The organism is Klebsiella sp. GB_Kp047 (genome assembly GCF_040065235.1).
GTDB classification, from domain to species: domain Bacteria; phylum Pseudomonadota; class Gammaproteobacteria; order Enterobacterales; family Enterobacteriaceae; genus Klebsiella; species Klebsiella quasipneumoniae.
Genome location: NZ_JBEAJG010000031.1, coordinates 13,050 through 39,795, shown reverse-complemented (window position 1 = coordinate 39,795; position 26,746 = coordinate 13,050). Strand labels below are relative to the sequence as shown.

Sequence of the window (26,746 nt, the reverse complement as noted above, 5' to 3'; positions counted from 1 at the left end):
TGCTTAGGAAATTGCGTAGATTATCAGGGCGCTTTGGCGCCCATTTTATTCCAACACCATGATGCAAGCGCATTCAGGCAGCCTGACAAGGCCGCTTGCATGATGATGTTTTAAGCCCAGGAGATAACAATGCTCGACACCAACATGAAAACCCAGCTCAAGGCCTATCTTGAGAAGCTGACTAAGCCTGTTGAGCTGATTGCCACGCTGGATGACAGCGCTAAATCGGCAGAAATCAGGGAACTGCTGGCTGAAATTGCTGAACTGTCAGACAAAGTCACCTTTAAAGAAGACAACACGCTGGCGGTACGCAAGCCATCGTTCCTGATTACTAACCCAGGTTCCGACCAGGGCCCACGCTTTGCGGGCTCCCCGCTGGGCCACGAGTTTACCTCGCTGGTGCTGGCGCTGCTGTGGACCGGCGGTCATCCGTCGAAAGAGGCCCAGTCTCTGCTGGAGCAGATCCGCGATATCGATGGCGACTTTGAGTTTGAAACCTACTACTCGCTCTCCTGCCATAACTGCCCGGACGTAGTCCAGGCGCTGAACCTGATGGCGGTGCTCAACCCGCGTATCAAACATACGGCGATTGACGGCGGGACGTTCCAGAATGAGATCACCGAGCGCAACGTGATGGGCGTGCCGGCGGTGTTCATGAACGGCCAGGAGTTTGGTCAGGGACGGATGACGCTGACGGAAATCGTCGCCAAAGTGGATACCGGTGCGGAAAAACGCGCAGCGGAAGAGCTGAATCAGCGTGACGCTTACGATGTGCTGATCGTCGGTTCCGGCCCGTCCGGCGCGGCGGCCGCGGTTTACTCTGCGCGTAAAGGGATTCGTACCGGCCTGATGGGCGAACGCTTCGGCGGCCAGGTGCTGGATACCGTGGATATCGAAAACTACATTTCGGTGCCGAAAACCGAAGGCCAGAAGCTGGCCGGGGCCCTGAAAGCGCACGTTAGCGACTATAACGTCGATGTGATCGACTCCCAGAGCGCGACCAAACTGACGCCGGCGGCGACAGAGGGCGGCCTGCACCAGATCGAAACCGCCTCCGGCGCGGTGCTGAAGGCGCGCAGCGTCATCATTGCCACCGGGGCGAAATGGCGCAATATGAACGTGCCTGGCGAAGATCAGTATCGCACCAAGGGCGTAACCTACTGCCCACACTGCGACGGTCCGCTGTTTAAGGGCAAACGCGTGGCGGTAATTGGCGGCGGTAACTCCGGCGTGGAAGCGGCTATCGACCTGGCGGGCGTCGTGGAGCACGTGACCCTGCTGGAATTCGCACCGGAGATGAAGGCCGACCAGGTGCTGCAGGATAAAGTCCGCAGTCTGAAGAATGTCGATATCATTCTCAATGCGCAGACTACGGAAGTGAAAGGCGACGGCAGTAAGGTCACCGGTCTGCAGTACCGTGACCGGGTGAGCGGCGATGAGCATCATGTCGCGCTGGCGGGGATTTTCGTGCAGATCGGCCTGCTGCCTAACACCACCTGGCTGGAAGGCGCGGTTGAGCGAAACCGTATGGGTGAGATCATCATCGATGCGAAGTGCGAAACCAACGTCAAAGGCGTATTCGCCGCCGGTGACTGCACTACTGTGCCGTACAAGCAGATTATTATCGCGGCAGGGGAGGGGGCGAAAGCGTCGCTGAGCGCCTTTGACTACCTGATCCGCACGAAAACCGCATAACAAGTCAGACAATAGACCTGCATAACCAAGAGGCTACCCTGGGGTAGCCTCTTTTTTTATGCTCTTTTTCCTCATCCTTACCTGACGACCATCACCGGGATATGGGCATGACGGATGACGCTCGAGGCGTTGGATCCCAGCAGGTGGGTACTGATGGAGGGATTGCGTGAGCCAATCACCACCACGTCGGCGTTTATTTCACTGGCCAGTTCGTTGACCATGTCGCGCACGCTGCCGAAACGCACATGCAGCTTGATACGTGAGGGGTCAATGCTGAAATGGCTGACCATGGTCTGCAGGCGGGTTTCCGCCTCATGCTGCAGATGCTCCTCAAAACGCCGCAGGTCGGCGGTAAACCGGCTCATGGTGAAGCTCGCTGAACCGGGTAATACGTGGAGCAGATGGATCACCCCGTCCTGCTGGGCCAGAAACTCCGCGTGCCGGACGGCTTTATCGCTCAGCGCCATCTCAAAGACATCAACCGGCATAATGATAGTCTTATACATATGCAATCCTCCTTGTTCGTTTGCGTCTATATCAACATATTATATGCGGATATTGTGTCATTCAGGTCGCAAAACTGTCAGTCAGGCAGGCGCAAAGCGTAAAAAAAGGTTAGCGGGGGGAAAGACAGCAGAAAGAGGATGTGTGGACATCCTCTGAATAAAGCGCGATACGCCTCAGGCAGCGGAGATTAGCGGTGGAATTCGCCAGCGGCTTCCGGCTGGTACAGCAGCGCCAGCACTTCCAGGTGCGTTGACGCCCCGCCCGGCAGCTCCCAGTGAATGGTGCTGCCGACCTTGAGGCCGAGCAGAGCGGCGCCCACCGGCGCGAGGACCGAGAGCTGGCTGGCGCTGTCGGTCACCTGCGACGGAAACACCAGCGTCCGCACGCGCTCTTCACCGCTGGTTAAATCGCGGAATTTAACCGTACTGTTCATGGTGACGACATCGTGCGGCATCGCTTCCGGCGCCAGCATTTGCGCGCGGTCGAGCTCGTCGTTCAGGGCATCGGCAACCGGCGAGCTGGCGAAAGCTGGCTGCTCCAGCAGCCTGTCGATACGTTCGGCATCCAGTTCGTTAATGATGATTGCGGGTCTGGTCATTGCATACTCCATGTTATCCAGGAACCTGTCCGTAAAAGAAAACCCTCGCCGAAAAAGGCAAGGGTTAAGGTTCTCCCATCATACTGAGAGTTGCCGGCAGTTTGAAGTGATGAAACGCACAATCAGCGCGCAACGCCCCCCCGGCGAACGACGTTTTCTGGTCAGCACGCCGCGTCGCGCTAGTGGCCAACCTTATCGAGGATAAACTGCGCGCCGCAGTTACCTGGGTGAGGCTGAGGCAAAAAGGCGGAAGTGGCCAGCGGGGCATTGATGGTCGCGGCGTTGAGCGAGATTTGCATCTCGGTCAAATAGGCCGGATTACCGTTACAGGTTAATTTAAACGCCTTCACGCTCTGCGGACCCCAGGCGCGGGCCACAGCGGCGTCGAAGTCGGCGCGGCTAACGGTTTGGCCATAGTGTTTGGCAAGGAAATCGCCTACCGGGCTGCGCTTAATTTCTCCATTCAGGCGCACCATGGCGCCAAAATAGCTGTCGGGATCGAAGCCGAAGCAGACGCCATGTTTGGCGTATTCGTAACGTTCGAGGCAGGAGGCGCCGCCCGCGCCCGGCATCACGCTATTCAGTTTGTTGGCCATCTCCAGCGACAACCCGGTCTCCGCCGCCTGACATTTGCGGTTCGCTTTCACCTCCGGCATGTCGGGCACCGGGCGCGTGGCGCAGCCGTAGCGCATCCAGCGTCGTTCATCCACTCCGCGCGCGGCAATGGACTTTGGCAGCCCGGGCCACAGGCCATGCACGGTCAGAAAATCGGCTTTATTCGCGGTTTCCTGCTGCAGGCGACACTCTTCCGGTTCGTTGCGGTTACGGTCATACATGCTCTGACAGAATCCGGTTTGCCAGGAGAGGGCCAGGACATAGCGGTCAAAATCAGCGTATCGCGTCGCGGTGAGCGGTTCAGCGCCGGCCTGAGTGGCGGTAAGCACAAGGGCAAGCGCGGCGAATTCCTTCCTGAACATGTTTATTCCTGATTGTGGATGGCAAAAGATAACGGGGAGTTATTAAAGCATAAAAAAGGCGCCTGCTGGCGCCTTTTCACGTGGTTAGACCATTAGTGGACCGCGCTGCCGGGGACGAGGAGCTCGGTCGCGACGATCACCACCAGCAGGCCAACCATCACCGGCACCGAGGTGCGTTTGACCACTTCGAACGGGGAAATCTTCGCCATCCCGGCGACGGCCACCACCACGCCAGAGACTGGCGATATTGTGCGGCCAAGGTTTGAAGCCTGCAGCATCGGGATCGACAGATAGGCCGGATTGATACCGGAGGAGTGCGCCAGCTTGGGGATCATCTCGACAAAGGCGTAGAACGGGGCATTGCCGGAGCCGGTGGTCATCGCCGCCAGCATGGTCAGGATCACCAGCACCAGCATCAGAATAATACTGGCCGAGCCGAAGGAGGTGGCGATGGAGATCAGACCATTGATGAAGCCGATGGTGCTTAATCCCTGAGCAAAAACGCCGGCGGCGACCAGCAGCATCACCACGCCGGCGAAGGCGTCAGCCATCCCGCGGTAGGCGACTTCCAGTCCGCTGAAGACGTTTTTGGTGTTGAACCCGCGCAGGAATTCGAGGATCGCCGCCAGCAGCATGCAGCCGACGAGGATGGTAATAATGTGCAGTTCCGGTCCCCATTTGCCATCGAAGATCAGCACGCCAATAATAGGCGTAAACGGCAGGATGGCGTACAGCGCCGGAGCGTTGGTGGTGATCTCGTTGACGTCGAGCATTTCGTGGGAAATGTTCTCTTTTTTATCCAGGTAGCGCTGCCAGAAGAAGTGGGCGATCGCCATGCAGATGATAGCGGCGATGGAGATCGGCAGCGTGGTCTTAAAGGCAAAGTCGATCAGCGGCATTTCGGCCGCTTTGGCCGCCAGCACGACGTCGCCCGAGGTGGGCGAAAGGATAATCGCCGCCGGCGAGGCGCAGATGGCCGCCGCCGCCCCGCGGCTGATACCGACGTTTACCATCACCGGGAACAGGGTCGCCATCAGCAGCACGCCGAGGCCGGTCGCGGAGGAGACGGCCAGTGACATCAGGCAGGCGACAAAGTAGGCGGCAATCATCAGCAGATAGGGCGAATTGATATAGCGCAATGGCTTTGAGGCTAATTTCACCACCATATCATTGGCGCCAATATGAGTCATATAGGTGGCGAAGCCGCACAGCATCATGATCATCATACCCAGATCGCCGCCACGGCTCATGAGGAGAATCTTAATGTATTCAATAATGTCAGTGGCGGAGTAACCGGTGCCCGCGGTATTGCCTGGTAAGACTTTATGTCCCAGCAGGGCGCTGACGATCAATAAGATTAAGCCCCCGACGAACAGCACCCCGGTGGCCGAGTAGCCTTTGATGATATAGCGGGCGACGCCCACAATGACCACGATCCCGATCAGGATCTCAATAAACGTCAGCATTTATTACCCCTAAGCCCAAAGAATATGTAGTGAAAAAGCGTCACACCAAATTTTAATGTGCGAATGTGCCGAAAAAACGGACGAAACTCGCTGATGCAAATCAATAAAGCGACAAGAACTACGCGTCCCCGTTACGCCTGGATATAATCACCAGATGGATAGTTAAGTGGTTCTGATGGTCAGCGGGAGAAAATCAGGAGTTTGCCTTATTTCGTTCAACCTGTATTGAGACTATCTTTGCTATTTTAGGTGGCTTTTAAATGAAAGTGGTAATAGAAAAGTGTTGATGTTACGTCGTTTTTCATTGTTTTCTCTTGGTTTTTTAGGATGGTTATTGGTGTCCGGAAACGCCAGCGCGTCGTTTTCATCGACCCTTAGCGAAGGTTACCATACCTTAAGTAATAACGTTGCGCAGACCTGGAACGAGCCAGAGCACTATGATCTGTACGTTCCAGCCATCACCTGGCACGCGCGCTTTGCCTACGATAAGGAAAAGACGGATAAGTATAACGAACGTCCGTGGGGGGCCGGTTTCGGCGTCTCCCGCTGGGATGAGAAAGGGAACTGGCACGGCCTGTACCTGATGGCGTTTAAAGACTCTTTCAATAAGTGGGAGCCCATTGGCGGCTACGGCTGGGAGAAAACCTGGCGCCCGCTGACGGATCAGAACTTCCGCCTCGGTCTCGGCTATACCCTTGGGGTGACGGCGCGCGATAACTGGAACTACATTCCGATTCCGGTGATCTTGCCATTAGCGTCAATAGGTTACGGTCCGGCAACGTTCCAGATGACCTACATTCCCGGCACCTACAATAACGGTAACGTTTACTTCGCCTGGGCTCGCATACAGTTTTAATTCGCTAAGTCTTAGCAATAAATGAGATAAGTGACGCGTCTTGTGGAAAAACAAGGACTAAAGCGTTACCCACTAAAAAAGATAGCGACTTTTATCACTTTTTAGCAAAGTTGCACTGGACAAAAGGTACCACAATTGGTGTACTGATACCCGACACAGCATTAGTGTCGATTTTTCATATAAAGGTAATTTTGATGTCTAAGATTAAAGGTAACGTTAAGTGGTTTAATGAGTCCAAAGGATTCGGTTTCATTACTCCGGAAGATGGCAGCAAAGATGTATTCGTACACTTCTCTGCAATCCAGTCCAACGGTTTCAAAACTCTGGCTGAAGGTCAGCGCGTAGAGTTCGAAATCACTAACGGTGCCAAAGGCCCTTCTGCTGCAAACGTAATCGCTCTGTAAGCAACGCGTCAGTAGAATATAAAAACCCGCTAAACAGCGGGTTTTTTTTGCCTGTTGATTACGCCTTTAGCGGCTGGCGGCCTGCGAGAAGAGCCAGAAGGCGACAGCCGTCATGGCAAACGAACCCAGCAAGTTCACCGCAACGTTGAGGAGCGCCCAGCTCACTCGCCCCTGCTGCAGAAGAAACACCACTTCCGCAGAGAAGGTGGAAAAGGTGGTCAACCCGCCGCAGAAACCCGTGGTGATCAGTAGCTTCCACATCGGGTCAATGCCGGTCAGTCGATTAAACCACGCCAGCCCGGCGCCGATCACAAAGGCGCCTAACAGGTTGGCGGTCAGCGTTCCAATAGGGATAGCATGGTGCACAGGATTAAGCTTCATGCCGAGCCACCAGCGCAAAACGCTGCCGGTGCCGCCGCCAATAAAAACGGCGCAAAGAAGTTGAAACACGGTCGTTTCCTGCTATTTGATGTAAGAGAGTGTCAAGTGTAGCGCGCAACGGGCGCAATTGGCTATTCATAACCTGACGGGAGAAAAACATGCGGGTAGCGGCAGGGCAGTTTATCGTCACGCCAGTATGGCAGACGAATGCGCACACTTGTGTGGCGATGATGCAGCAGGCGGCGCGTGAAGGGGCGGCGCTGCTGGTGCTGCCGGAGGCGTTGCTGGCACGTGATGACAACGACCCGGATCTGTCGGTGAAATCGGCCCAAACGCTGGATGGGGCGTTTTTGCAGCTGCTGCTGGCCGAGAGCGCGCGTAACGGCCTGACGACGATCCTGACGCTGCATGTGCCGTCGGGGGAGGGAAGAGCAACCAACACGCTGGTGGTATTGCGTGAAGGGAAAATCATTGCCCATTATCACAAACTTCATTTATACGACGCCTTCGCAATGCAGGAGTCCCGGCGGGTGGATCCCGGCAGGCAAATTCCCCCGGTGATTGACGTGGCGGGATTTCGCGTTGGCCTGATGACCTGTTACGATCTGCGTTTTCCGGAACTGGCGCTGTCGCTGGCGCTGAACGGTGCGCAGCTGCTGGTGCTGCCCACCGCATGGGTGAAAGGGCCGCAAAAAGAGCATCACTGGGCGACGCTGCTGGCGGCGCGCGCGCTGGACACGACCTGCTACGTCGTGGCGGCAGGCGAATGCGGGACGCGTAACATCGGGCAGAGCCGCATCATCGATCCGCTGGGGACCACCGTGGCGGGCGCGGGGAGCGAGCCGCAGCTGATCTATGCCGATATTTCCGCAGACTACCTTACGCGGGTTCGCGAGCGTTTGCCGGTGCTGCAGAACCGACGGTTTGCGCCACCGCAATTATTGTGACGTTTTTTTAAACAAGGCTTGATTCACCTTGTTACAGATTGCTATTGTGTCCGCGCGCCAAATACCCGTATTGTTTATCCCAATAATTCGCTGTGCACGTCAGGACGGACACCCCAGCGCTCACTCCCGGAGGGGAGGCCTCGGGCTGAATCACGCGGCCCGCGCACAGGTGGATTACAATATGACGGATAAATACGTGTATGATGGCGTATTCGCAGCTTGTATAGAGAAGAAGGTTAGCTATGGGTGAGATTAGTATTACCAAACTGCTGGTCGTTGCAGCACTGATTATCTTAGTGTTTGGTACCAAGAAATTACGTACGCTGGGCGGCGACCTGGGTTCGGCTATCAAGGGCTTTAAAAAGGCCATGAACGAAGATGACGATAGCGCGAAGAAAACCACCGCTGAAGACGAAGTACCGGCGCAGAAGCTCTCTCATAAAGAGTAATTCTCCGGCTGCGTCCCCTAGCGGGATGCGGAAGGTTCGGCGAAGAGGCCGCGACGTTTACGTTGCGGCCTTTGTCGTTTTTATCGACGCCGCGCAGGAAAGATGCAACTAATTGTTACGGGAAGGCGAAGCGGAGAGCGCCGCTGCGCCGGGAAGTGACGCAGCGGGAGAAGCGGCAGGTTATTTAACTTCCATCCCTTTAGCCTGCAGGTCGGCATGATAGGAAGAGCGAACGAAGGGGCCGCAGGCGGCGTGGGTGAAGCCCATCGCCATGGCTTCTGCTTTCATCTCTTCAAACTCTTCCGGACTAACGTAACGCTGCACTGGCAGGTGGTGACGGCTCGGCTGCAGATACTGGCCTAACGTCAGCATGGTGACGCCATGACGGCGCAAGTCGCGCATGACTTCGATGATCTCGTCGTTGGTTTCGCCCAAGCCCACCATCAGGCCGGATTTTGTCGGGATCTCCGGGTGCGCTTCTTTAAAACGCTCCAGCAGCTTCAGCGACCAGTTGTAATCCGCGCCCGGACGCACCTGACGATAGAGGCGCGGTACGTTTTCGAGGTTGTGGTTGAAGACGTCCGGCGGGGTCACCGTCAGAATCTCCAGGGCGCGATCCATGCGGCCGCGGAAATCCGGGACCAGCGTTTCGATTTTAATCGTCGGGTTTTTCTCGCGAATGGCGCTGATGCAGTCGGCAAAATGCTGTGCGCCGCCATCGCGCAGGTCGTCACGGTCCACCGAGGTGACCACCACGTAGCGCAGCCCCATATCGGCGATAGTTTGCGCCAGCTTCTGTGGCTCGTTCGCATCTGGCGCGACCGGGCGGCCATGCGCGACGTCGCAGAATGGGCAACGGCGGGTACAGATCGCACCGAGGATCATAAAGGTCGCGGTACCGTGGTTGAAGCATTCTGCAAGGTTCGGGCAGGAGGCCTCTTCGCATACGGAGTGCAGGCCGTTCTTACGCATCGCTGCTTTGATTCCCTGGATACGGGACGAGTCTGCCGGAAGTTTGATTTTCATCCATTCCGGTTTTCTGAGCAGAGCTTCACGCTCAGTTGCCACGTTCTTCACCGGGATAAGGGCCATTTTATCGGCGTCGCGGTACTTAACACCGCGTTCCATCACAATGGGTTTACTCATAGCGTGCGTGTTCCAGTTGCGAGTCACGAAGGAAAGCGAATTAATTCAATGAAATGTTGCAATTATCAACTATTTTTGAATCAAGAGCAGGCAGTATACCATTGAAAAGGGGCAGAAAGCAGCCTGCCTGCCCGGCAAATTGTAAAATAGTTGTTGTTTTATCCTTTTCCCTTCCGTGCGCTACGCCTTAAACGCCTGGATCACGGTCTCAATGATCTCTTTCAGCAATGGCTCTTTCCCGCTCTGCTTATTGAAGTGCAGCGCAACATCAATCTGTTCTTCCCGCAGGGAGGGAACATCCAGGGTTTGCAGCGGCCAGAGACGGGATACCATGGCGAACAGGCGCTCGGTGGTTAGCCCCAGCATATCGCTCTCGGCGATCATTGCCGCCTGGGTCAGCAGGTTGAAGGTGCTGAAACCGCAGCGGCGCTCGCCCATCTCCTCCTGCAGTCGACGATGCAGCGTAGGGTAGCGCTGGCCTTCAGGCAGCAGCAGCGCAAACTCGTATTGCGCGAGGGCGGATTCATCTTGTGGACCGTCCAGCGCAGGATGCCCAGCGCGGCAGTACATCTGCACCCGGTCCTGATACAGCACGTGATGGCTTAGCGCCTGACCGCTGTGCAGATGGGTGTCGATTAACAGATCCACCTGGCGCTGGTCGAGCTGCCGCGCGGCGTCGGTAAGGGCGATGTTGTGCAGCAGGATCTGCGGAAAGGCCGGCTTCAGCGCGCTGGCCAGGCAAGGCATCAGCAGCGCCCCCATGGCTGGCGTAGTGGCGATAGTGATCACCCGTTGCTGGTCCGGGCTGCCGGTGATATCCAGCGCGCTAAGGAAAGCCTCCATACCGCGGCTGATGTACTGGTGAAGGTGGGTGGCATAGGCGGTGGGCGTCACGCCCTGGCCTTTGCGGATAAACAGCGGATCGGGGAACAGCGCCCGCAGTTTGTTAATTGACTGGCTAATGGCCGACGGCGTGATATTGAGTATCTTCGCGGCATTGACGATACCTTTGTGTACATACACGGCTTCGAAGATGGTCAACAGATTGAGGTCAATATTACGCAGGATGCGAAACATCTGACGGTCGTAACGTTCGTCCTGTCTGTCAGGAGATTCTGACGGCGGCGTATTCTCTGGCACGCGATGAGTCCGGTTGGGAATGATAGGCCAAGTATAGCGGCCCGCGGCGTTACCGTGCGTGACAATTGATTGCAAAAATAATGTGTTACTTGTTCAGCACCCCGCCGTCAGCGGGGCGCTGATCTGCCGCTTAACCCTGAGGAAGGTATTCGTGCGGGGGATGGTTCAACAGCGCCAGCAGATTGGCGACCAGCCGCGGAGCGACAGTCTCCGGGGTGGCTTCCGGTAGCCACTGACGCATTTGCGTCATCTCCATACCGGCATAGCCGCAGGGGTTGATACGCAGAAACGGCGTCAGATCCATCGCAATATTGAGCGCCAGGCCGTGGAAAGAGCAGCCTTTACGGATCCGCAATCCCAGAGAGCAGATTTTGCGATCGCCGACGTAGACGCCAGGGGCATCGGCGCGGGGGTGCGACTCAATCCCATATTCGGTAAGGGTATTGACGACCGTTTGCTCCAGCAGCGTCACCAGTTCACGCACCCCCAGCTTGCGGCGCTTGAGGTTCAACAGGACGTACATTACCTGCTGTCCCGGGCCGTGATAAGTTACCTGGCCGCCGCGATCGCTTTGGATAACCGGAATATCACCGGGCACCAGCAGGTGTTCCGCTTTGCCGGCCTGACCCTGGGTGAAGACCGGGTGATGTTCTACCAGCCAGATCTCATCGAGGGTATCTTCATCACGGGCGTCGGTAAATTCATGCATCGCCTGCGAGACGGGTTCGTAAGGTTGCAGGCCAAGCTGCCGGATTAGAATTTTATTGTGCTGCAAAACAACATCTCCGCCGGGAAGAGAGAATTCAGGTCGGGGAGTATATCACAGCCGTGTGAAAGGGAATGAGAAGACCCGGCACGGCGGCCGGGTCAGGGAAAGGGTTACAGCACCATCCGAACGATATCGATATTGCCTAACTCTTCGTACAGCGTTTCCACTTGTTCAATGTGGGTGGCGTTGATGGTGATGGAAACCGAGTGGTAGTTACCTTTGCTGCTCGGTTTTACTGACGGCGAGTAATCACCAGGCGCATGGCGCTGTACCACTTCCACCACCTGATCAACCAGCTCAGGCAACGCCTGCCCCATTACTTTGTAAGTAAATGGCGTAGGGAATTCAAGCAGTTCGTTAAGTTTGGTTTTCATGTCAGCTCCGGTGTTACGACAAAATAATAACTCCCACCAAGGGCGGGAGTTATCAGGTTACTTGGATGAATAGTATATGGGGATGGAAATCACACTTTCAAGCGTTCGATTTTTAACCAAACCAGTGGTGGAACATTAATTTAATGTAATCAATAATTTTACCGAAGAAATTACCTTCCGGAATTTCCTGCAGCACCACCAGCGGGCGCTGGTCAATGGTTTTACCATCCAGCTGGAAGTTAATGGTGCCGACGACCTGGTTTTTCTGCAGCGGGGCATGCAGCTCAGTGTTATTCAGCACGTAGCTGGCTTTCAGATCTTTCATCCGGCCGCGCGGGATGGTCAGGTAGACGTCTTTATCCACCCCCAGCGAAGCGCGATCGCTGTCGCCGAACCAGGCTGGTTCGGATGCAAACTCTTTGCCGGCTTTAATCGGGTTGACGGTTTCGAAGAAGCGGAAGCCCCAGGTCAGTAGTTTTTTGCTTTCCGACTCACGCCCTTTGAACGTCCGGCCGCCCATTACCGCCGAGATCAGACGCATCTGGCCTTCGGTGGCGGAAGCGACGAGGTTGTAGCCTGCTTTGTCGGTGTGGCCGGTTTTGATGCCGTCGACGTTCAGGCTGTTATCCCACAGCAGGCCATTACGGTTCAGCTGGCGGATGCCGTTGAAAGTGAACTCTTTCTCACGATAGATCGAGTATTCGTTCGGCACATCGCGGATCAGCGCCTGGCCAATCAGCGCCATGTCGCGCGCCGAGCTGTACTGGCCGTCAGCGTCGAGGCCGTGAACGGTCTGGAAATGGGTGTTTTTCAGGCCGAGGGCGTTGACGTAGTTGTTCATCAGGCTGACGAAGGCATCCTGGCTGCCGGCGACATAGTCGGCCATCGCCACGCAGGCATCGTTACCGGACTGCAGGTTGATACCGCGGATCAGCTGGGAAACCGGCACCTGCATCCCCGGTTTGAGGAACATCAGGGAAGAGCCTTTGAATACCGGGTTGCCGGTGGCCCAGGCGTCGTTGCCGACGGTGACCAGATCGGACTCTTTGAATTTGCCCGCTTTCATCGCCTGACCAATAACATAGCTGGTCATCATTTTGGTCAGACTGGCCGGGTCGCGGCGGGAGTCGGCGTTGTTTTCAGCCAGCACCTTGCCAGAATTGTAATCGATAAGGATCCAGGATTCGGCGTCAATCTGCGGGGCGCCTGGGATCATCGTTTTGATATTCAGGTCATCGGCGCGGGCAGCGGAGGAGAGCGCTGCAACGGAGAGCGCCGTGATGAGTAAACGAGCGGTGAAAGAGGTCTTCATGGTCAGAACAACGGCATCCGTGATGGAGTTAAAAAAAGTGCCTTACTATAGCAAATGCTCTGCGGGCCAGCATCCGACATTGCGCATGAGTTTGTTAATGACTTTTACATGCGCAAGGTGAACGGGCTGCCCGCGGCCTTTAGTTGGCGCGAGTAATAAAGGACTGCAGCTGCGCTTCGCTTTGCAGGCGCTGCTGAACGGCGCTGGCCTGCGCCTTGTCGGCAAATGGTCCCAGCTGAATACGCCACACCGCGCCGTTTTGCATGACCCGGCCTGGCACAGAGAACTGCTGGCTCAGACGCTGCTGATACTGCTGCGCCCGCGCCTGGTCGCTCACTGCGCCCACCTGGACGACAAAGTTACCGCTGGCGCTGGAGGTGGCGGAAGAGGAAGCGGCAACGGCGCCGGCGGCTGCGGCCGCTGCGGGCGCGACGCTACCCTGGATGGAGCCGGGGGCGGTCACCGGCGCTGCTGGCGTGGCGCCGGCGGCAGGTGCGGTCACGGTGGCGGCCGCGGGTTCGCTGCTCTCCAGCACGCCGCTGTTCAGCGGCGTCGGGGCGCCGAGGAAACCGCCGCTGTTCACCGGAGCGCCAACGCTATCTTCCGGCTTCAGCGTGCTGTTGCTGATCGGGCGAACGTCAGTGGGCGCAGGCTGGTTCATGCCAGCAGCGTCACCGCCGTCCAGATTCGGACGGGCGGGCAGAGCGTAAGTCTGTTTGGCGACGGTGGTACAAGCCATTCCCGGGCCGGAAAGCGAACCGTCAGGCGCGACGATGATGGGGTCGATACGCACTTTGGTGTTGTTCGAGGTGTTCAGGCGGTCGGCGGACGCGCGAGAGAGCGAGATAACCCGATCGTTGCCGTAGGGACCGCGATCGTTAATCCGCACGACGATCATGCGCCCGTTGGCGAGGTTGGTGATCCGCGCATAGCTCGGGATCGGCAGCGTCGGGTGCGCCGCGGTCAACTGCGTCGGGTCGAAGGTTTCACCGCTGGCGGTCAGGTTGCTGTTGGGTTCCGCGTCATAGATCGCCGCGAAACCGGCCTGAGTAAAGTTTGCCGGATCCTGGACGATTTTGTAGCGCTTACCGTCGCGCTCATAATCCTGATTCGCCGTCGCGTTCGGCGTTTCATACTGCGGATCGGCGCCGCTGATCTCAACCGTCGGGCCATTACAGACGGCCGGCTGTGGAGTACTGACCGTCTTTTGTTGCACGTCATCACTCGAACATGCCGCCAGCAGCCCCGCTGCTATGCAGATCCCCAGCCATTGCTTACGCATTGCGAACCCCTTTAAACGCTTTTCGACAACATTTTTCTGTGGGTATGGATCGACATCACGATACCAAACCCGGCCATCAATACGATCAGGGCGGAGCCCCCGTAGCTCACCAGCGGCAACGGTACGCCCACCACCGGTAAAATACCACTCACCATACCAATATTTACGAAGACATAAACGAATAAAATCAACATTAAACCACCGGCCATGACCCGGCCAAAGGTGGTCTGCGCCTGAGCGGCGATCCACAGTCCGCGCATGATCAGCAGAATATAGAGCGCCAGCAGGATCAGCACGCCAATCAGGCCCAACTCTTCGGCGAGAACGGCGAAGATAAAGTCGGTATGGCGTTCCGGCAGGAACTCCAGCTGCGACTGGGTGCCGTGCAGCCAGCCTTTGCCGCGCAGACCGCCAGAGCCAATGGCAATTTTAGACTGAATAATATGATACCCCGCGCCCAGCGGGTCGGTTTCCGGATCGAGCAGCATCATCACGCGCTGGCGCTGATAGTCGTGCATCAGGAAGAACCACAAAATCGGGATAAAGGCGGCGACCAGCACCACCGCAATGCCGATCAGTCGCCAGCTGAGGCCGGAGAGGAACAGCACAAACAGACCGGAGAGGGCGATCAGAATCGAGGTCCCGAGGTCAGGCTGCGCCGCTACCAGCAGCGTCGGCAGAAAGATCAGCACCAGGGCAATACCGGTGTTCTTCAGCGAAGGGGGGCAGACGTCGCGGTTAATAAAGCGCGCCACCATCAGCGGCACGGCAATTTTTGCAATCTCCGACGGCTGAAAGCGGACGATACCGAGATCCAGCCAGCGCTGCGCCCCTTTGGAGATGGCGCCGAAGGCGTCGACGGCCACCAGCAGAATAATACAGAAAATATAGAGATAGGGCGCCCAGCCTTCATAGACCCGCGGCGGGATCTGCGCCATGACGATCATGATCACCACGCCCATGGCGATCTGGCCGATTTTACGCTCCATCATGCCGACGTCCTGACCGCTGGCGCTCCAGATAACCAGTGCGCTGTAGGTCAGCAGCGCCAGCAGGATCAGCACCATGGTGGGGTCAAGATGGATCTTATCCCACAGCGATTTTTTGTTCGGATTATCCGTCATTATTGATCCTCCCCTGCGGTCACCGCCGGGTTTTCGCTTGGTAGCGTGGTGTTGTTATCGCCCAGCATGATGTGATCGAGGATTTGGCGCATAATCGTACCGACCGCCGGGCCGGCACCGCCGTTTTCCAGGATCATCGCCACGGCAACCTGCGGGTTGTTATAAGGCGCAAACGCCGTCATCAGTTTATGGTCACGCAGACGCTCAGAGATTCGGTGCGCGTTATAGGTTTCGTTGGCCTTCAGGCCAAACACCTGGGCGGTACCGGACTTGGCCGCGATTTTATACGGCGCGCTGGCGAAATACTTGTGCGCGGTGCCGTTGCCGCGGTTGGCCACGCCGAACATGCCGTCTTTGGCGATTTCCCAGTAGCCGGAATGAATGTCGCCTACCGGCGGCTCATGAGGCTGGACCCACGGAACGGGCTTGCCGTCTTCCACGGTGCTTTGCAGCAGGTGCGGCACTTTCACCACCCCGTCGTTAATCAGGATCATCAGCGCTTTGTTCATCTGGATCGGCGTGGCAGTCCAGTAACCCTGGCCGATGCCCACCGGAATAGTGTCCCCCTGGTACCAGGGTTTCTTAAAGCGTTTGAGCTTCCATTCGCGGGTCGGCATGTTGCCCGAGCGCTCTTCGGCGAGGTCGATACCGGTATAGTGGCCGTAGCCGAACTTGCTCATCCACTCCGCGAGGCGATCGATGCCCATGTCATAGGCGACCTGATAGAAATAGGTATCCGCGGACTCCTCCAGCGCTTTGGTGACGTTCAGGTGGCCGTGGCCCCATTTTTTCCAGTCACGATAGCGTTTTTCTGAGCCGGGCAGCTGCCACCAGCCCGGGTCAAACAGGCTGGTATTGCGGGTGATCACCCCGGCGCTCAGCGCCGAGACGGCGACGTACGGTTTGACCGTCGATGCCGGCGGATAGACCCCTTGCGTCGCACGGTTGACCAGAGGCGTGTTCGGATCGTTGAGCAGGCCGGAGTAATCTTTACTGGAGATGCCGTCGACGAACAGGTTCGGGTCGTAGCTCGGCGTCGAAACCAGCGCCAGAATGGCGCCGGTACGCGGGTCGGTGACCACCACTGCGGCGCGGCTACCAGCCAGCAGCGTTTCGATATACTGCTGCAGCTTGAGGTCGAGGGTGAGGTAGATGTCGCGCCCGGCCTGCGGCGGCACCTCTTTGAGCTGACGAATCACGCGGCCGCGGTTGTTCACTTCAACCTCCTCGTAGCCGGTCTGACCGTGCAGGACGTCCTCGTAATAACGCTCAATACCCAGCTTACCGATGTCGTGGGTCGAGGCGTAGTTGGCCAGTTTGCCCTCTTTATCGAGGCGGTCGACGTCTTTATCGTTAATTTTCGAAACGTAGCCGATGACGTGCGTCAGCGCCGAGTTATAGGGATAGTAACGGCGCTTGTAGCCTTTGACTTCCACGCCGGGAAAGCGGTACTGGTTGACGGCAAAGCGGGCCACCTGCACTTCGCTGAGGTTGACCTTTACCGGAATCGAGGTAAAGCGATGGGAGCGGGCGCGCTCCTTTTTGAAGCCGGCGATATCATCGTCGGTTAAATCGACGACGTCGCGCAGCGCATCCAGCGTTTGCTGCACGTTATCGACTTTCTCCGGCATCATCTCCAGCTGATAAATGGTGCGGTTAAGCGCCAGCGGAGTGCCGTTACGATCGTAAATAATGCCGCGGCTCGGCGGGATCGGCACCAGCTTGATGCGGTTTTCGTTCGAACGCGTCTGATAGTCGTCGAAGCGAACGATTTGCACATTGTACAGGTTGGCGATCAGAACGCCGGTAAGCAGCAAAATCCCCAAAAAAGCGACCAGCGCCCGGCGCACGAACAGCGAGGATTCAGCCGTATAGTCGCGGAAAGAATTCTGTAATTTCATTCGCTGCTCAGTCTACCCTGATCATCATTACTCACGGTGGTACGGATGGTTGGTGGTAATGCTCCACGCCCGATACAGGCTCTCGGCCACCAGTACGCGCACCAGCGGGTGAGGTAAGGTGAGGGTGGAGAGCGACCAACTCTGTTCCGCCGCTGCTTTACAGGCTGGAGAGAGGCCTTCCGGGCCGCCGACCAGCAAACTGACGTCGCGCCCGTCCTGTTTCCAGCGTTCCAGTTCGCGCGCCAGCTGCGGCGTATCCCATGGTTTACCCGGAATATCCAGGGTCACGATGCGGTTTTTACCGGCAGCGGCTAACATCATCTCGCCCTCTTTTTCGAGGATGCGCTTGATATCAGCGTTCTTGCCGCGCTTACCGGCTGGGATCTCCACCAGTTCGAACGGCATATCTTTGGGAAAACGGCGCAGATACTCGCTAAAGCCGGTCTGTACCCAGTCCGGCATTTTGGTGCCAACGGCCACCAGCTGCAACTTCACGCATTAACTCCAGAGTTTTTCCAGCTCGTACAAACGACGGCTCTCTTCCTGCATGACGTGAACCATCACGTCGCCGAGGTCGACGACGATCCAGTCGGCGGCGGCTTCCCCTTCAACGCCCAGCGGCAGCATGCCGGCGGCGCGGGATTCCTGAACCACGTGGTCGGCGATGGACATCACATGACGCGTGGAGGTGCCGGTGCAGATAATCATGCAATCGGTGATGCTGGATTTGCCATGTACATCAATGGCAACGATGTCCTGACCTTTCAGGTCATCAATTTTGTCGATAACAAAATCCTGGAGTGCTTTACCCTGCAAGTGTTCCCCCTGGGTGCGTGAAGATTGATAATCATAAAGAGCCTGACAGTATACCTGAACTGATGAAAAAGTCGGGTGAAATGTCTGTCGGCAGGCGTTCGCGGCGGGGTATCATCCCATCCCTCGCCGAGGATTGCATCGCCATTTTTGTAAAACAATTTTCTGCAAAGCGGCTTTGGCGGATGCTGCCTGGCAGCGGAGAATAGCAGCCTGCTCTGGCCTGTCAATGGTTCGGCGGGAATTCTTCTTCCGACTGCCAGACGGCCTGGCTATTTAATACCCGCAGGGTGGTGAAATCGTGGCGGATTTCGAGCAGGCTCCAGGCGCCATGGGCTATCGGAAAGTGCCACATCGCCGCGGCGGGCATCTGCAACAGCAGGGCGGTCAGCAGGCTCAGAACGCCCTGATGGCCGACGATCAGCAGATGGTCAAGATGGCGGCAGTCGGTCAGCGTGGGGATAAACTCGCTGACGCGGCGGGCAAAACGCTGAAAGCTTTCGCCGTTAGTAGGGGCCGCGTGCTGCCAGTCAGCACACCACGCGGCATAGTTTTGCGCATCTTCTCGTTGAAGGTCGCGATGATGACGCATCTCCCAGTCGCCGAAAAACATCTCATTGAGCGCGGCATGGCATTCGCGCGGGATAGCGCGATCGCCAAGCAGCAGATCGGCCGTTGTCCCGGTCCGCGCCAGCTCGCTACAGAAGACTTTATCGAAAGGCACCGCGCGCAGCCGTTCGCCGAGCGCTCGCGCCTGAGCGACGCCTCGCGGCGTCAGGGGCGTTGGGGCATGGCCGCTGTATAATCCGGCAACGTTGGCTTCGGTTTCGCCATGGCGAACTAACCATAATTTCATGAACAGGCTCTGACAGGCGATGGAGAGGTGGCGTTACCATAGCGCTTTTTTCGCGTCAGGCCCAGCGCGGGGTCAGCAATAGAGACCCTGCTCGCGGATGTAGTCCAGCACCGCGGCCGGCAGCATCTCGGCGCAGGACTCGCCGCGCTCGAGGCGCTGGCGAATGATCGTCGCCGAAATATCGAACCACGGTGTCTCAGCCAGGTAGATCACGCCGGAAGGGCGGCGATGCAGAGATTCCACATCGTGGGTTAAATGGCGATCCAGCCAGCGCTGATCGGCCTCATGGGCCATGGTCAGTGGGTAACCCGGCCGGCGGCAGACAATCAGGTGAACATTGTCGAGGATGGTTTCATAGCGGTGCCAGGTGGGAAAGGTGAGCAGCGAATCCTGGCCAATGATAAACGCCAGCGGCTTGTGCGGCCCCTGCTCCTGGCGCCACTCCTGCAGCGTTTGCGCCGTCCAGGAGGGGGTATCGCGCTGCAGTTCGCGTTCATCGAGCGTGAACAGCGGCTTATCGGCAATCGCCAGCTTCAGCATGTGCACGCGCTGGGCGCTGGTGGCTTCCGGTTGTGGACGGTGCGGCGGGACGTTATTAGGCATGATGATGACCTTGCTCAGGCCAATCTGATTCGCCAGGATCTCGACCGGCTTGAGGTGACCATAATGCACCGGATCGAAGGTGCCGCCATAGATTGCCTGTAAGTGAGTCATATCAACCATCAATAAAAACGTCCGCCAGGGCTTTGTGGCAGAGCAACAACGAAAGACTTTCCAGTTCGGGCCAGACGTCGTACCCGTAATCCTGTTTAAAGGTCAGTTCCGCGCGGGTCAGAAGCGTCACCGCCTGGCGAAGCTGTTCGCCGCTCAGTCGGGCGAGGGCGTCGCTGAGCAGCTGACGGCGGTTTTGCCAGACCCGATGTTTATCAAACAGCGAACGCAGCGGCGTCTGTGCCGACTGGCGCTTGAGGGTCACCAGCAGCAGCAGCTCCCGCTGTAGCGTACGCAGCAGGATCGCCGGCTCGCAGCCTTCAAGACGGAGCTGCTGCAGGACGTGCAGCACGCGCTTACTTTTGCCTGCCAGTAGGGCATCGACCCAATGGTAAGGGGTAAAGTGCGCGGCATCGTTCACCGCCTGCTCAACGCGGGGCAGCGTCAGCTTACCGTCCGGCCAGAGTAGCGCCAGACGCTCCAGCGCCTGCGCCAGCGCCAGCAGATTGCCTTCGTAACAGTAGCACAGCAGCTGGCTGGCCGCGTCGTCGAGCTGCAGCTGATGCTGTTTGGCCCGGGCGGCAAGCCAGCGCGGCAGCTGCGCGTATTCCGGCGTCTGGCAGCTGACCTGGACGGCGCGCTGCGCCAGCGCGGTGAGCCACGCGGCATTCTCCTGGGCTTTGGTCAACTTACTACCGCGAACTATCAGCAGCAGGTCGTCGTGCAGCAGACCGACCAGCGTCGCCAGCTGTTCGTTGATCGCCGCGTTGGGGCCATTCTCTGGCAGGATTAGCAACAGGGTTTGCCGGCTGGCAAACAGGCTCATCGCCTGGCTTAAGGCGAAAAGCGCCTGCCAGTCGGTGCTGTTGTCGATAGAAAAGGTATGGTGTTCGGTAAAGCCTTGTGCGGCAGCGGCTTCGCGAATAGCGTCCTGGCTTTCCTGCAATAGCAAAGGATCGTTGCCAAGCAGCAGATAGGCCGCGCGCAGCCCTTCAGTGAGCTGCGCGCGGAGCTGTTCCGGGTACAACCGAATCATCATTGACCCAGCGTGGTGGAGACGCGGTTACCCGAGGACGCCGGCGCGGTGCTGCCCGCGACCGGTTTTTCTTCCTGCTGGGTGGCTTCAACATCCGCTACCTGAACGCTTGGTAGTTTACGAATCAGCTGTTCCGCCGCTTTATCGTACATTTCCTGGATAATCATATCCTGCTCGGCGTCTTTGGCTAACGCCGCCTGCGGGTTATCAAAGAACGAACGATAGACCTTAGTGGTTATCGGATAGATATCGTGACCCGGGATCAGAACGCTGGCATGGACGGTCATGACCATCTGATATTCCGCCGTACGACCGTCCTGGAACACCGAGGCCGTATCTTTCTGAATCGACGAACCATCGAGGCGCAGAGAAGGGACATCTTTACGCAGCGTGCTGGCGTCGATCAGTTCCACGCCGTTAAGACGCAGCTGATTGCGCACCGCGCGGCTTAATGGGCCATTCGGATCGCTCGACTGGAAAATCATGGTTTTCATGGTGGTGGGCACCTTGGTAGTGCTACGCAGATGCCAGCCACAGCCGGCGGTGGCAAGCACCGCCAGAGATAACAACATTGTTACCAGATATCGCACGCTTCCTCCCGCGCTTAGCCAACGACCAGATTGAGCAGTTTACCCGGGACGTAAATCACTTTACGCACGGTTTTGCCGTCGAGATACTTCGCCACCAGATGCTCCTGGCCGGCGCGCTCGCGGACCTGCTCTTCAGTTGCGTCTACCGCAACGGTAATTTTACCACGAACTTTGCCGTTGACCTGGACGACGACGAGGGTGCTGTCTTCCACCATCGCGCTTTCATCCGCCACCGGCCACGGCGCGTTGTCGATATCACCTTCGCCGTTCAGCTCACGCCACAGGGTGAAGCTGACGTGCGGGGTGAACGGGTTGAGCATACGCACTACCGCCAGCAGGGCTTCCTGCATCAGGGCGCGATCCTGCTCATCTTCTTGCGGCGCTTTCGCCAGCTTGTTCATCAGCTCCATGATCGCCGCGATGGCGGTGTTGAAGGTCTGACGACGGCCGATGTCATCGGTCACTTTGGCGATAGTTTTGTGGATATCGCGACGCAGCGCTTTCTGATCTTCACTCAGCGCCGCCACGTTCAGGGCCGCAACGTCCCCTTTGGTGGTGTGTTCGTAGACCAGCTTCCAGACGCGTTTCAGGAAGCGGTTCGCCCCTTCGACGCCAGATTCCTGCCACTCGAGGGTCATATCCGCCGGGGATGCGAACATCATGAACAGACGGACAGTATCCGCGCCGTAGCGCTCAACCATGACCTGCGGATCGATGCCGTTGTTTTTCGACTTGGACATCTTGCTCATGCCGGTGTACACCAGCTCGTGACCCGCCGCGTCTTTCGCTTTCACGATGCGGCCTTTTTCGTCACGTTCGACGATGGCGTCAACCGGGGAGACCCAGTTACGTTCGCCGTTTTCGCCTACGTAGTAGAAGGCGTCAGCCAGCACCATGCCCTGGCACAGCAGCTGTTTCGCCGGCTCATCGGAGTTGACCATCCCCGCGTCGCGCATCAGCTTGTGGAAGAAGCGGAAGTAGAGCAGGTGCATGATCGCGTGTTCGATGCCGCCGATGTAGATATCGACCGGCAGCCAGTAGTTGGCCGCTTGCGAATCCAGCATCCCTTCCTGATACTGCGGGCAGGTGTAGCGCGCATAGTACCAGGAGGATTCCATAAAGGTGTCAAAGGTGTCGGTTTCGCGCAGCGCCGGCTGGCCGTTAACCGTGGTTTTGGCCCATTCAGGATCGGCTTTGATCGGGCTGGTGATACCGTCCATGACCACGTCTTCCGGCAGGATCACCGGCAGCTGATCTTCCGGGGTCGGCAGCACGGTGCCGTCTTCCAGGGTAACCATCGGGATCGGCGCGCCCCAGTAGCGCTGACGGGATACGCCCCAGTCACGCAGGCGGTAGTTAATTTTACGCTCACCTACGCCCATGGCAGCCAGTTTGTCAGCAATAGCGTTGAAGCCCGCTTCATAATCGAGGCCGCTGAATTCGCCGGAGTTAAACAGGACGCCTTTCTCGGTCAGCGCCTGCTGGGAAAGATCCGGCTCGGAGCCGTCGGCGGCGAGGATCACCGGCTTGATGTTCAGCCCGTATTTGCTGGCGAACTCGTAGTCGCGCTGGTCGTGGCCCGGAACGGCCATCACCGCGCCGGTGCCGTACTCCATCAGCACAAAGTTAGCCGCCCATACCGGAATTTCTTCACCGGTCAGCGGGTGGATAGCTTTAAAGCCGGTATCGACGCCTTTTTTCTCCATCGTCGCCATGTCGGCTTCCGCCACTTTGGTGTTGCGGCATTCGTCGATGAAGGTGGCCAGCGCCGGATTGTTCGCCGCAGCCTGCTGCGCCAGCGGGTGACCCGCAGCGACCGCCAGGTAGGTACAGCCCATAAAGGTGTCCGGGCGGGTGGTATAGACGGTCAGCTTGTCGGCGTAGTTATTGACGTCAAAGGAGATTTCCACCCCTTCAGAACGGCCGATCCAGTTGCGCTGCATGGTCTTCACGGTGTCCGGCCAGTGGTCCAGCTTATCCAGATCGTTCAGCAGCTCATCGGCGTAGGCGGTGATTTTAATAAACCACTGCGGGATCTCTTTACGCTCGACTTTGGTGTCGCAGCGCCAGCAGCAGCCGTCGATAACCTGCTCGTTGGCCAGCACGGTCTGGTCGTTCGGGCACCAGTTCACTGCGGAGGTTTTTTTGTACACCAGGCCTTTTTTATACAGCTCAGTGAAGAACTTCTGCTCCCAGCGGTAGTATTCCGGGGTGCAGGTTGCCAGCTCGCGGCTCCAGTCATAGCCGAAGCCCAGCATTTTGAGCTGGTTTTTCATGTAGGCGATGTTGTCGTAGGTCCACGGCGCTGGCGCGGTGTTGTTTTTTACCGCCGCCCCTTCCGCCGGCAGACCGAACGCATCCCAGCCAATTGGCTGCAGGACGTTTTTACCCAGCATGCGCTGATAGCGGGCAATCACGTCGCCGATGGTGTAGTTACGCACGTGACCCATGTGTAGTCGACCAGAAGGATAAGGAAGCATCGACAGGCAGTAATACTTCTCTTTGCTCTCGTCTTCAGTTACTTCAAATGTACGATTTTCGTCCCAGTGAAGCTGGACTTTCGATTCTATCTCTTCCGGGCGGTATTGCTCTTGCATGGCAGCCAGTGGTCCTGTTTTCAATACAGCTACAAAATGTAGCCAATGGATGTGTTATTTCAGATCGGCATAGCATAGCCCAAACGCCAACGTCAAAACAGCTTTTCGCACATCAACATCGGCAAAAGCTGGGCAGATTATTTCGCGAGTCTGTGGCTTGTCAGACACAGCGGGAGAGGAATAAGGTCTATTATCAGAAGACGTTAACCACACCGGAGGCGAAATGATGAACAAGGTTGCTCAATATTACCGTGAACTGGTCTCCTCGCTCAGCGAACGGCTCCGCCATGGAGAACGCGATATTGACGCGCTGGTGACGCAGGCACGCGATAAAATTGTCCGCGCCGGCGATCTGACGCAGAGCGAGATTGAGTCGGTGATAGCCGCGGTCAAGCGCGATCTTGAGGAGTTTGCCCGCAGCTACGAAGAGAGTCATGAAGACGAGAGCGACAGCGTGTTTATGCGGGTGATCAAAGAGAGCCTGTGGCAGGAGCTGGCCGATATCACTGACAAAACCCAGCTTGAGTGGCGGGAGGTTTTTCAGGATCTGAATCACCACGGCGTATACCACAGCGGCGAAGTGGTCGGTTTAGGCAACCTGGTGTGTGAGAAGTGTCACTATCACCTGGCGGTGTATACCCCGGATGTGCTACCGCGCTGTCCGAAATGCGGCCACGATCAGTTCCAGCGCCGGCCATTTGAACCCTGATGCATCCGGCCCGGTGCGTATTAATAGCATCGGGCCTGATTAAAAACGACCTATCATTGCATTAACGAGATAGATAAACGTCTTCCCTGTGATTGTAAAATATCTCAGCTGTCTCTTTTACCCCTGATCACTTCGCGCTTCATATAATCATTATGAGCGAGCAGAGCACTCGTCCTCAGCATGAATGCGGCTTGATGATTACTATCTCGTGATAGATCTTTCCGCGCGAATGGAAAGCGTGTGCCAGCATGGTGCGCCATAATAAAATGACTACCGGCGATGCGCTGACATCAGCGCATCGCCTGCTCTTACCGCTTGGTCGTGATTTCAGCTTGTTTAAACTGCTGATGACCGCCCATCTCGGAAACATAGTTGTGCGCGGAGTTCAGCACCAGTTTGTTAGTGGAGATAGAACCAACATTACAAGTTGAAAGCTTCAGGAAACCACAGCGATAGCCGCCATTATAGACTTTATTAGCGATAATCGTCAGATTCTCTCCTGCCTGAAGAGTGCCGTAGTTGGTGATATCGGCAAAATTTTTCGTATCCAAGGTGAGATCTTTGGCTGCGATGATTTGGCCTTCATTTTTCATACCATAATAAGCGATGATATTCGCATCGACACTATCAATAGTTGCCTTATTGTGAACGTTATTACTCTCAATCTGTACGGATTTTCCGTAAACGTAGTTGTTATTTTTGAATTGGACGCTTTTAACCGTCATAGAGTTTCCGCTAACAAGGTTACCGTCCTGGATGATATCGCCATTAGTGATAAGCGATATATCGATACCAGAAATTCGCCCTGTATTATGGATGTTGCCTGAACTGACGTTGCTATCCTTTGCCGACACGATAGCCAGATTAGTGTAGCCCCAAAGGTTACCGGTGACGGTGAGATTATCCCCGCTAAACTTGACGTTGGTGATTTCGCCCCACATTGTACCGCCGTTGTTGATATTGTGGGCAGAAATATTTAACTGGCCATCGGCGTTAATCGTTGAACCATAGGTGGTATTGATATCGCCGAGGGTGGTTAAGGTTAATGCCTTGGTGCCATTAATTCTGCCGGTATTGACGAGGTTGCCGGCGGCGCTCACGTTAAGCGTTTTGTCACTGGTAATCGTGCCTTCATTGGTCAATGTGTTCAGAGTGGTGACCTGAGTGGCGAGGGCGCTGCTGTTAATGCTGCCCTTATTTTTCATCTCACCTGCTGAGACGATTTGCGTCGCGATGCCTTTCCCAGTGATAGCGCCTTCATTAATCAGTGAACCGTTGCTGGTCATGGTGAGAAGGGTGTTTGTAGCCATCGTGCCTTTATTCCGGACGCCGAAACCCAGATTATTACCAGTCATGGTGATACTGTTGGCCTTGATTCCGCCTAGTTGGCTAATATCAATGCTGTATTCCGGATATAATATTTGTTTGGCTGTGGCTGCTTTTCCAAGGCTGGTCATCTTTCCGGTTTTGTTATCAAACGTTAAGTTGCCCGCGCCCACCATAGCGTTGGCTGCCGTCATTGTGCCGTTAATCGCGATGGCGTCGGCCAGCAAGGCTGCATAGCTGTTAGACGCGTTCATACCTTTATCGTCAATGGTGATTTTACCCTGCGTGACCGTATAGCTATCAATCGCGCCGGTATCGCTCAGATTGACCTGGCCTGTCGTCAGCACTGCTTTGTTAGTATTAATAAAACTGCACCCGGAGCAGGTGATGCCGTTAGGGTTGGCGATAACGACATCGGCTTTTTGTCCGTTAACTTCGATAAAGCCCTGCAGATTACTCATTTTATTGGAGGTGACTTCATTTAAAATAACGGAAGCGCTGCCGTTGGTCAGATTATTATTCTTAGCGATATTACCGTGAGTGCTGTGGTTCACGTCGCTGGCGCTGTTGTTTAAAATAGTGCCGTTAGGGCCGACGTTGAATTCGCGATATAAGTTATGCGAGACGCCAGCGGCATTAGGAGCTTCGATATCAATAACATTTGCCCCTGATCTATGCGTATAGCTTGACGGATCGGCATAAACAACGGATGAACTTAGCGCTGCAGCCAGAGCAACATATGAAACCTTGAATTTAAACATGTAATTTATTCCTTTAAAT

27 protein-coding genes are annotated in these 26,746 nt (G+C 56.5%); 6 read left to right on the top strand and 21 right to left on the bottom strand.

Annotated features, from left to right (window positions below; all coding sequences use genetic code 11):
* The first annotated feature begins 129 nt into the window (after positions 1 to 129).
* Positions 130 to 1,695 (top strand): alkyl hydroperoxide reductase subunit F, encoded by a 1,566-nt coding sequence (gene ahpF / locus ABLV76_RS12910; RefSeq protein ID WP_017899084.1) that lies wholly within the window; start codon positions 130 to 132, stop codon positions 1,693 to 1,695.
* A gap of 77 nt (positions 1,696 to 1,772) precedes the next feature.
* On the opposite strand, the gene uspG is transcribed toward ahpF, so the two are convergent.
* The 4 genes from uspG to dcuC form a co-directional block, all read right to left on the bottom strand.
* On the bottom strand, positions 1,773 to 2,201 hold the full coding sequence (uspG, locus tag ABLV76_RS12905; protein WP_002894401.1) for a universal stress protein UspG: 429 nt from the start codon (positions 2,199 to 2,201) through the stop codon (positions 1,773 to 1,775).
* Between the two features lie 188 nt (positions 2,202 to 2,389).
* Complete coding sequence (rnk, locus tag ABLV76_RS12900) at positions 2,390 to 2,800, bottom strand: nucleoside diphosphate kinase regulator (RefSeq protein ID WP_004885849.1); 411 nt, start codon at positions 2,798 to 2,800, stop codon at positions 2,390 to 2,392.
* Between the two features lie 179 nt (positions 2,801 to 2,979).
* A complete protein-coding gene (gene rna / locus ABLV76_RS12895; protein WP_048323383.1) occupies positions 2,980 to 3,777 on the bottom strand; it encodes a ribonuclease I in 798 nt (265 codons plus the stop codon).
* 92 nt (positions 3,778 to 3,869) lie between these two features.
* The gene (gene dcuC / locus ABLV76_RS12890; RefSeq protein WP_004885851.1) at positions 3,870 to 5,243 is read right to left on the bottom strand and encodes an anaerobic C4-dicarboxylate transporter DcuC; all 1,374 of its coding nucleotides are present in this window, start codon (positions 5,241 to 5,243) and stop codon (positions 3,870 to 3,872) included.
* A 337-nt stretch (positions 5,244 to 5,580) separates the two neighbouring features.
* On the opposite strand from dcuC, the gene pagP reads away from it, so the two are divergent.
* Together pagP and cspE are read left to right on the top strand one after the other, a co-directional pair.
* The gene (pagP, locus tag ABLV76_RS12885; protein WP_004885852.1) at positions 5,581 to 6,099 is read left to right on the top strand and encodes a lipid IV(A) palmitoyltransferase PagP; all 519 of its coding nucleotides are present in this window, start codon (positions 5,581 to 5,583) and stop codon (positions 6,097 to 6,099) included.
* A 194-nt stretch (positions 6,100 to 6,293) separates the two neighbouring features.
* A complete protein-coding gene (gene cspE, locus ABLV76_RS12880) occupies positions 6,294 to 6,503 on the top strand; it encodes a transcription antiterminator/RNA stability regulator CspE (protein WP_002439184.1) in 210 nt (69 codons plus the stop codon).
* Positions 6,504 to 6,569: 66 nt separating this feature from the next.
* On the opposite strand, the gene crcB is transcribed toward cspE, so the two are convergent.
* On the bottom strand, positions 6,570 to 6,953 hold the full coding sequence (gene crcB, locus ABLV76_RS12875) for a fluoride efflux transporter CrcB (protein WP_002894459.1): 384 nt from the start codon (positions 6,951 to 6,953) through the stop codon (positions 6,570 to 6,572).
* 89 nt (positions 6,954 to 7,042) lie between these two features.
* Between crcB and ABLV76_RS12870 the strand changes: the two genes are divergently transcribed.
* Together ABLV76_RS12870 and tatE are read left to right on the top strand one after the other, a co-directional pair.
* Positions 7,043 to 7,831, top strand: a complete 789-nt coding sequence (locus ABLV76_RS12870) for a deaminated glutathione amidase (protein ID WP_043521639.1) — start codon at positions 7,043 to 7,045, stop codon at positions 7,829 to 7,831.
* 242 nt (positions 7,832 to 8,073) lie between these two features.
* The gene (gene tatE, locus ABLV76_RS12865; protein WP_004885862.1) at positions 8,074 to 8,280 is read left to right on the top strand and encodes a twin-arginine translocase subunit TatE; all 207 of its coding nucleotides are present in this window, start codon (positions 8,074 to 8,076) and stop codon (positions 8,278 to 8,280) included.
* Positions 8,281 to 8,460: 180 nt separating this feature from the next.
* Here tatE and lipA read toward each other — a convergent pair whose 3' ends face one another.
* The 15 genes from lipA to leuS all read right to left on the bottom strand — a co-directional run bounded on the left by lipA (position 8,461) and on the right by leuS (position 23,931).
* Positions 8,461 to 9,426, bottom strand: coding sequence for a lipoyl synthase (gene lipA / locus ABLV76_RS12860; protein ID WP_004885864.1), 966 nt, complete (start codon positions 9,424 to 9,426; stop codon positions 8,461 to 8,463).
* Between the two features lie 180 nt (positions 9,427 to 9,606).
* A complete protein-coding gene (locus tag ABLV76_RS12855) occupies positions 9,607 to 10,566 on the bottom strand; it encodes a YbeF family transcriptional regulator (protein WP_017899088.1) in 960 nt (319 codons plus the stop codon).
* A 130-nt stretch (positions 10,567 to 10,696) separates the two neighbouring features.
* Positions 10,697 to 11,341: a lipoyl(octanoyl) transferase LipB gene (gene lipB / locus ABLV76_RS12850; protein WP_004885871.1), complete on the bottom strand. Its 645-nt coding sequence runs from the start codon at positions 11,339 to 11,341 to the stop codon at positions 10,697 to 10,699.
* A gap of 104 nt (positions 11,342 to 11,445) precedes the next feature.
* A complete protein-coding gene (gene ybeD, locus ABLV76_RS12845) occupies positions 11,446 to 11,709 on the bottom strand; it encodes a DUF493 family protein YbeD (RefSeq protein WP_002894474.1) in 264 nt (87 codons plus the stop codon).
* A 112-nt stretch (positions 11,710 to 11,821) separates the two neighbouring features.
* Positions 11,822 to 13,021, bottom strand: coding sequence for a D-alanyl-D-alanine carboxypeptidase DacA (dacA, locus tag ABLV76_RS12840; RefSeq protein ID WP_002894539.1), 1,200 nt, complete (start codon positions 13,019 to 13,021; stop codon positions 11,822 to 11,824).
* A 139-nt stretch (positions 13,022 to 13,160) separates the two neighbouring features.
* Positions 13,161 to 14,303: an endolytic peptidoglycan transglycosylase RlpA gene (gene rlpA / locus ABLV76_RS12835; protein WP_043521635.1), complete on the bottom strand. Its 1,143-nt coding sequence runs from the start codon at positions 14,301 to 14,303 to the stop codon at positions 13,161 to 13,163.
* Between the two features lie 11 nt (positions 14,304 to 14,314).
* On the bottom strand, positions 14,315 to 15,427 hold the full coding sequence (gene mrdB, locus ABLV76_RS12830; RefSeq protein WP_004885876.1) for a peptidoglycan glycosyltransferase MrdB: 1,113 nt from the start codon (positions 15,425 to 15,427) through the stop codon (positions 14,315 to 14,317).
* Complete coding sequence (gene mrdA / locus ABLV76_RS12825) at positions 15,427 to 17,328, bottom strand: peptidoglycan DD-transpeptidase MrdA (RefSeq protein WP_004885880.1); 1,902 nt, start codon at positions 17,326 to 17,328, stop codon at positions 15,427 to 15,429. Before mrdA ends, mrdB begins: the two co-directional genes overlap by 1 nt.
* A gap of 27 nt (positions 17,329 to 17,355) precedes the next feature.
* Positions 17,356 to 17,823: a 23S rRNA (pseudouridine(1915)-N(3))-methyltransferase RlmH gene (gene rlmH, locus ABLV76_RS12820; protein WP_002894620.1), complete on the bottom strand. Its 468-nt coding sequence runs from the start codon at positions 17,821 to 17,823 to the stop codon at positions 17,356 to 17,358.
* 3 nt (positions 17,824 to 17,826) lie between these two features.
* Positions 17,827 to 18,144 (bottom strand): ribosome silencing factor, encoded by a 318-nt coding sequence (gene rsfS / locus ABLV76_RS12815; RefSeq protein ID WP_002894623.1) that lies wholly within the window; start codon positions 18,142 to 18,144, stop codon positions 17,827 to 17,829.
* 223 nt (positions 18,145 to 18,367) lie between these two features.
* Entirely contained in the window at positions 18,368 to 18,997 is a 630-nt protein-coding gene (locus ABLV76_RS12810) for an adenosylcobalamin/alpha-ribazole phosphatase (RefSeq protein WP_004885883.1), read from the bottom strand.
* 72 nt (positions 18,998 to 19,069) lie between these two features.
* Positions 19,070 to 19,720, bottom strand: a complete 651-nt coding sequence (gene nadD / locus ABLV76_RS12805; RefSeq protein WP_023319968.1) for a nicotinate-nucleotide adenylyltransferase — start codon at positions 19,718 to 19,720, stop codon at positions 19,070 to 19,072.
* Positions 19,713 to 20,744, bottom strand: a complete 1,032-nt coding sequence (gene holA / locus ABLV76_RS12800) for a DNA polymerase III subunit delta (RefSeq protein ID WP_004885888.1) — start codon at positions 20,742 to 20,744, stop codon at positions 19,713 to 19,715. Before holA ends, nadD begins: the two co-directional genes overlap by 8 nt.
* Positions 20,744 to 21,334: an LPS assembly lipoprotein LptE gene (gene lptE, locus ABLV76_RS12795; protein WP_004885890.1), complete on the bottom strand. Its 591-nt coding sequence runs from the start codon at positions 21,332 to 21,334 to the stop codon at positions 20,744 to 20,746. The genes holA and lptE overlap by 1 nt, the downstream gene beginning before the upstream one ends.
* 14 nt (positions 21,335 to 21,348) lie before the next feature.
* Positions 21,349 to 23,931: a leucine--tRNA ligase gene (gene leuS, locus ABLV76_RS12790; RefSeq protein ID WP_017899092.1), complete on the bottom strand. Its 2,583-nt coding sequence runs from the start codon at positions 23,929 to 23,931 to the stop codon at positions 21,349 to 21,351.
* A 226-nt stretch (positions 23,932 to 24,157) separates the two neighbouring features.
* Between leuS and ABLV76_RS12785 the strand changes: the two genes are divergently transcribed.
* Positions 24,158 to 24,640 (top strand): zinc ribbon-containing protein, encoded by a 483-nt coding sequence (locus tag ABLV76_RS12785; RefSeq protein ID WP_025999140.1) that lies wholly within the window; start codon positions 24,158 to 24,160, stop codon positions 24,638 to 24,640.
* A 308-nt stretch (positions 24,641 to 24,948) separates the two neighbouring features.
* On the opposite strand, the gene ABLV76_RS12780 is transcribed toward ABLV76_RS12785, so the two are convergent.
* A complete protein-coding gene (locus ABLV76_RS12780) occupies positions 24,949 to 26,727 on the bottom strand; it encodes a filamentous hemagglutinin N-terminal domain-containing protein (RefSeq protein WP_064190107.1) in 1,779 nt (592 codons plus the stop codon).
* Between the last annotated feature and the right edge of the window lie 19 nt (positions 26,728 to 26,746).